This window comes from Desulfurococcus sp., assembly GCF_049970475.1.
GTDB classification, from domain to species: domain Archaea; phylum Thermoproteota; class Thermoprotei_A; order Sulfolobales; family Desulfurococcaceae; genus Desulfurococcus; species Desulfurococcus amylolyticus.
This window is the reverse complement of record NZ_JBMFMW010000092.1, coordinates 1-4,457: the sequence shown is the minus strand read 5'-3', so window position 1 is coordinate 4,457 and position 4,457 is coordinate 1. Positions and strand designations below refer to the sequence as shown.

Annotated in this window: 4 protein-coding genes; all 4 read right to left on the bottom strand. The window is 43.5% G+C overall.

From position 1 onward, the window contains the following. Positions 1 to 168 precede the first annotated feature (168 nt). Positions 169 to 2,208, bottom strand: a complete 2,040-nt coding sequence (locus tag ACP5N5_RS05780; protein WP_428133831.1) for a DNA topoisomerase I — start codon at positions 2,206 to 2,208, stop codon at positions 169 to 171. A gap of 28 nt (positions 2,209 to 2,236) precedes the next feature. Next, positions 2,237 to 3,334, bottom strand: coding sequence for a site-2 protease family protein (locus ACP5N5_RS05775; RefSeq protein ID WP_428133827.1), 1,098 nt, complete (start codon positions 3,332 to 3,334; stop codon positions 2,237 to 2,239). Then, positions 3,291 to 3,611 carry a DNA-directed RNA polymerase subunit K gene (locus tag ACP5N5_RS05770; RefSeq protein WP_276814765.1) on the bottom strand — a complete coding sequence of 107 codons (321 nt, stop codon included), beginning with the start codon at positions 3,609 to 3,611 and terminating at the stop codon, positions 3,291 to 3,293. The genes ACP5N5_RS05775 and ACP5N5_RS05770 overlap by 44 nt, the downstream gene beginning before the upstream one ends. Before the next feature lie 267 nt (positions 3,612 to 3,878). Beyond that, the coding region (locus tag ACP5N5_RS05765) for a TCP-1/cpn60 chaperonin family protein (RefSeq protein ID WP_428133824.1) at positions 3,879 to 4,457 on the bottom strand (579 nt) is incomplete at its 5' end.

Here is a 4,457-nt window from a genome sequence, read left to right as displayed (position 1 = left end):
GATGTAGGGTGCCCGCGAACACCCCTAAGCCATATACAAGCCCAAAGGGGATACATGGGGAACAGGGATGAAGTGATGAAACCAGCTTATATAAACCTATATGAGACCTGAACCCCTACGGTTTTCCGGTCAGAACAGGTGGACATGTGGATGCTATACTCATGGAAGCTAAGTTAGCTCAGACTCTATAACCTCCTTAACCCATTTACCAGTCAACTTAGACTTCCTTAACTTATCAATATACTCGTTGAAAGTAATGTCTTTCCTTCTACTCCACTCGCCATAGTATTCACGTACTAGTTTAACTGCGTTAGCGTGGTGGCTGCAAAGTCCATTAACGACTCCTTCACGATAACATGAGCTGACGCGACACTTTCTTGTGTTCTGGATTATTTTCAACCTTAAAGCCAGTTGTTTCCCTGCCTCAATTCTGTTTCTATCAAATTTACCGAGTAGCTCGGTGAGAACTCTTCTCGCCTCCTCCAGTACCTCGCTCCTCTTCTTAACCCCGCTCCTTATACTGTCCATCTCCTTCTCGAACTTACGTGTTAGTTCGACGCTGAGGAGATCCGGGAAGAACTTCTCGAGGATCTCTACAACTCCAAAGCCTATCTCGGATACGTCTATACCGCTGGATTTTTGGTGTTGGTATAAGTATTTTCTTTCGAAGAGTTTCTCAATTATCTGTGCCCTCGTAGCTTCCGTACCTATCTCAACGCTCTCCATCCACCTTAATAGATCTGTTTTTGTGAGCCTTTTAGGAGGCTTCGTATATGATTCGCTAGCCGTGGCCTTTACAATATTTAATAACTCCCCCTCCTTTAATACAGGTATCTTGCCTGCATGGTAGTTGTGGAAATTATAATACTTCAACCAACCATACTCCTCTATAACCTGCCCCTTTGTCTCGAATACGTATTCGTGTGACGGTGTGGTAGCCTTCACTACGTAGTAAACTATTTTAGCTGGTGGGGCAAACACTGCTAGAAACCTTTTTACTATGAGATCATATATAGCCCACTGCTTCTCTGTGAGTCTTCCTGGGACAACCCCAGTGGGGTAGATTGCTGGATGGGCTGGATCCTCCTTCTCTCCTTCGACGGGGGTTAACACACCTTTGGTCTCAGATATAAGGCTTTCCACAAGGTTCCTATAACTCTTTATCGATGAAATATTCTCCAGTATCCTCCTGTAGTCTAGTGTTGGAGGAAGCTTCTGACTGTTCGTCCTAGGATAGCTTATTAAAGCATCTAGGTATAGTTGCTCAGCTATGGACTGGGTTTCAGCTGGGCTGAACCCGTATAGTCTAGCCGCCTCCTTCTGTAGATCCCCGAGGTTAAATGGGGGTGGTGGATGGAGTATATGGTGTTTTTTCTCAACTTTACTTACAATCAAATACTTGTATCCTCTTATTTTCTCCACTATGTCTCTCGCATCTCTTTCCTTTTCAACCGGGTTACCAGTATACTCTAGCCTTATTTTTTCACCATTCTTCTCCACTGTAATATTTATATTATACTGGGGTAGTGGTATGAATAGATTTCTCTCAACTACTTTATCTACAACGTATTTTAGTGTAGGGGTTTGCACTCTGCCAGCGCTGAGGATTATCCTCTTGCCCACAGCGTCCTCGACAGCCTTCATGAGAGCACGGCTTACATTAATACCCCATATCCAGTCCAACTCATGCCTACATAGGCCAGCCTCTATCATCTCGTAGTCTAGCCTGGTTAAATTATTGAAGGCTTTTCTCAGCTCCTCTATTGTTAAGCTAGAAAACCTGGCTCTGAAGGCTTTTCTCTCGTCGCCGTTGAACTTTATTATTAGATATCCTATGACACTTCCCTCTATATCGTAGTCACATGCGTTTACATAGTAGTCTACTCCACGGCAAAGCTTCCCGAGTACTTCAAGGTACTCCCTTATATATTTCTTGCTTGGATCGGTCAGATGTAGCGGGATCCATTCATAGCTGTATACAGGGTACCCCCTTAGACTTGTGTGCAGCTGGTAGAGGTGTCCCACCGAGCTAGCAATAATTATGCTTGAACTATACGAGTCAACCTCGTAGATGGTAATGGAGCCAATTCTTTTCGCGTTATGAGTAGGGGAGAGGGCACTGGCTATTTTCTTGGCTGCCTTAGGTTTCTCAGCTATAACGAGTATCCTACCCTTTAAATCCCATATCCTTATACTCTTGCTCACCATCTCTCCCCTATCTCTTATACAGGCATTGTTAGGCCGGTAGAGGCATGGTTAGGATCAGTAGCATTACATATAATATCAGGCATAGAGGGCACTTTGAGTCATCATACTGGTTGGCCCAGCCTGGATGCTGTCCCCTGGCTACAAACATGTATATCAATATCATTACGATCCCGAGGCCTAGGTAGAACATGTAGGCCTCGTTGCCTTGGAGAAGCAGCAGTACACTGATCATGAATATTGATAATATGGTTGCCAGCCCAATCCTTGTATGATGCTCTCCACTGGTAAAGGATCTTACAACATGGCCACCATCTAACTGTCCTATTGGAAGTAGATTCAGGAATGTGATGAGGTACATTACGTATGCTATAAAGAGTAGTGGATGCATGATCACAACCATATCACTACTGCTCCGCATCATGAGTAATACTTGGAGAAGCATACTTGAGATAGGCGTATAAGATAGCCCGCCGCTCTCAACCATTTCAATAGCTTTGCTAACCGGGATAACTGGTGATAAGTATAGCCCTATGAGTCCAACTATTGTCGCCGCGATGAACCCCATTAGGGGCCCTGAGATACCTAGTTTAGCGAGGTCTCTTCTAGACGGTGGAAGCATCTTCATAAATATCACTGCACCAAATGTTCCAAGGAATCCTAGCTGTATCGGAGGGGCTGGAATAAGTATGGGGCCCTCTATTTTGAAACCTGATTTCCTGCTGACATATATGTGTCCAAATTCATGGATCAATAATACCACGATGAATAAGGAAGTGTATATTATAGTGTTGAATAATAACTCAGGTAAGGCAATAATACGTCTCTCCAGGCTTAGAAAGGACTCGGATAACCCGTAGCCGGTTAACCCGATCATTATGATCGAGAGAATGGTTAAAGCCAGCTTATACCTGGTGGAACTGGTTTCAACCTTGATCAGCCTAACCACTGGCTGAACTGCCCTTATCTGTATTAGCTGGATGTTATTATCGGAGAGATACTTGTATAAATCAGCAAACACCTCTCTACTCAGGGGCTTATCAAGCACGATATCCAATATTTGCTTCCCATGTACAGTGTACTCCCTATACTCTACGGCTGATACTCCAGCTCTCGAGAACCGTTTCAAGACTTCTTCTAATACTTGGGGTGAGTAGTTTTCCGACTGGAACCAGTTCTTCCCGTCCATTATTTATCCTCCTTATAGACATCGGTAACAAGCCGGTTATTAACTCATTCACAGCGATGTAAACCGGGTCTTTAACCGGTAGATTAGAGACATCTATTATTGGGGGCGCCCCCATTGAGAGCTGTAAGGCTCTAGCTCCAACAACTCTAGCTATCTCAAACCTTGTGAGCCTCTTTGAGAAAACCTCCTCATAAATCCTGGTTACCTCGGAACTCATCCAACCACCTCTTGTTAAACAACTAACTAAGCCAGAAATATTATGTAGGTAGGATAGGACTAATAAAATTATCAGATCGATACACTAGGAATATCCTCCCAGTCCTGAAGTGCAAGGTTTTCAGTCGTAGTGGTTTCCTAGTTGATGTGATGCCTGGATAATGTTTACATTGCTGAGCAATATTTAATCAATAACTAATGATAGTTGATTTTAAACCAGGTTATTTCTTATGGTTAAGGAAGTGTACAAAATAAATTTTTAGGTTACCTAATCAAAACTCGGCATCTTTGATTCTTCGCCTTCCTTCTTGCCCTCTTTTTCTTTCTTAACAGGGCTAGCAGCAATGACATCGTCTATCTTCAGTATCGTCACGGCAGCCTCGGCTGCAGTCTTTATCATGGATTCCTTAACTAGTAGAGGCTCAATGATGTTGTTGGTAATAATGTCTTCAATGATTTCGCCAGTTACAGCATTTATACCCGCATACTTCTTACCCTCGCTATGTAATTGTCTTAGCTTCATCAATATGTCGAGTGGCTCCTTACCACTTGTTTCGGTAAGTATTAATGGTATCTCCTCAAGCGCTGAAGCAAATGCTTCTATAGCTAATTGCTCCTTACCACCTATTTTGCTAGCGTATTCCCTGAGCTTCATGGCCAACTCTATCTCTACAGCACCGCCACCTGGCACTATTTTCGGTGTCCTCATGATGTTTCTCAACACGTTTAAAGCATCCTTGAGGCTCCTTTCTATCTCATCCATTACCATGTCGCTTGCTCCACGTACCAGTATTGTTACGGCCTTGGGGTTCTTGCATCCCTCTACGAATACCATTTTATCGTTACC

Coding starts and splice junctions, on each gene's coding strand:
- ACP5N5_RS05780 (WP_428133831.1), bottom strand. CDS start 2,208: ATGGTGAGCAAGAGTATAAGGATATGGGATTTAAAGGGTAGGATACTC.
- ACP5N5_RS05770 (WP_276814765.1), bottom strand. CDS start 3,611: ATGAGTTCCGAGGTAACCAGGATTTATGAGGAGGTTTTCTCAAAGAGG.